Origin of the sequence: Nostoc sp. 2RC (assembly GCF_014222165.1) — a bacterium.
Lineage (GTDB): Bacteria > Cyanobacteriota > Cyanobacteriia > Cyanobacteriales > Nostocaceae > Nostoc > Nostoc linckia.
The window spans coordinates 1-1,099 of record NZ_JACKZU010000728.1 but is presented as its reverse complement, the minus strand read 5'-3'; the positions used below and the strand labels follow the sequence as shown (position 1 = coordinate 1,099).

The 1,099-nt window shown below is 34.7% G+C and carries 1 protein-coding gene; it reads left to right on the top strand.

Translation table 11 applies throughout. From position 1 onward, the window contains the following. Positions 1-95 precede the first annotated feature (95 nt). A partial coding sequence (locus tag GNE10_RS34705) for a response regulator (protein WP_185570530.1) occupies positions 96-1,099 on the top strand: 1,004 nt, incomplete at its 3' end.

The following is a 1,099-nucleotide window of genomic DNA, read 5'->3' as shown; positions in this document are numbered from 1 at the left end:
ATATAATAATTATACGAAATTAATTTTAAATTTTGATTTAGTTATTTGGCAATTTTTATTTTTACCTAAAACTTGATAAATATAACTTTTGAATAATGGATTTAAATCAAACTACTTATCATAAAAAAAATATTTTGGTGGTAGATGATACCCCAGATAATTTGCGGCTTTTGTCAGCAATGTTGACTGCACAAGGTTTTGAAGTCCGCAAAGCCTTAAATGGCAAAATGGCCTTGACTGCTTGTCAAATGCTGCTACCAGATGTGATTTTACTCGATATTAATATGCCAGGTATGGATGGCTATCAAGTTTGCCAACAGCTAAAAGCTGACGATAGAACTTGTGAAATTCCAGTCATCTTTATTAGCGCCCTTGATGATGTTTTAGATAAAGCAAAAGCCTTTGATGTTGGTGGTGTGGATTATATTGCCAAACCTTTTCATGGAGCAGAGGTTGTATTGCGAATTGAAAATCAGATTAATTTACGCCTACTCCAAGTTAAACTGCAAGAAAAAAATTTTTTACTCCAACAAGCTCTCGATAACTTGAAAGCTGCCCAAGTTCAACAAATTCAAAACGAAAAAATGGTAGCTTTGGGGCAGTTAGTAGCTGGCATCGCTCACGAAATTAATAACCCGATCAGTTTTATTTATGGAAATCTCCAATATGCTGGTCAATATGTACAAGACTTAGTAAATATCATTGAAGTTTATCAACAAGAATATCTCCAACCCACACCAAAAATTCAGCAAGTATCTCAAGATATAGACCTGAATTTTGTGATTAGAGATTTGCAAGATTTGATAGCCGCAATGTACAGAGGTTCCAATCGGATTCGAGAAATAGTATTGGCATTACAAAACTTTTCTCGACATGATGAATCTGAGATCAAGCGAGTCAATATTCATGAAGGTATTGATAATACTTTAGTGATGTTACAGCATCGGCTCAAGGAAACACCTAATCGTCCTGCAATTGTTGTAGTTAAAAATTATGGCAAATTGCCTCGAATCAAGTGTTATGCGAGCGAACTCAATCAAGTATTTATGCATCTATTAAATAATGCGATAGATGCTTTAGAAAAGGGAGTGGGGAGTGG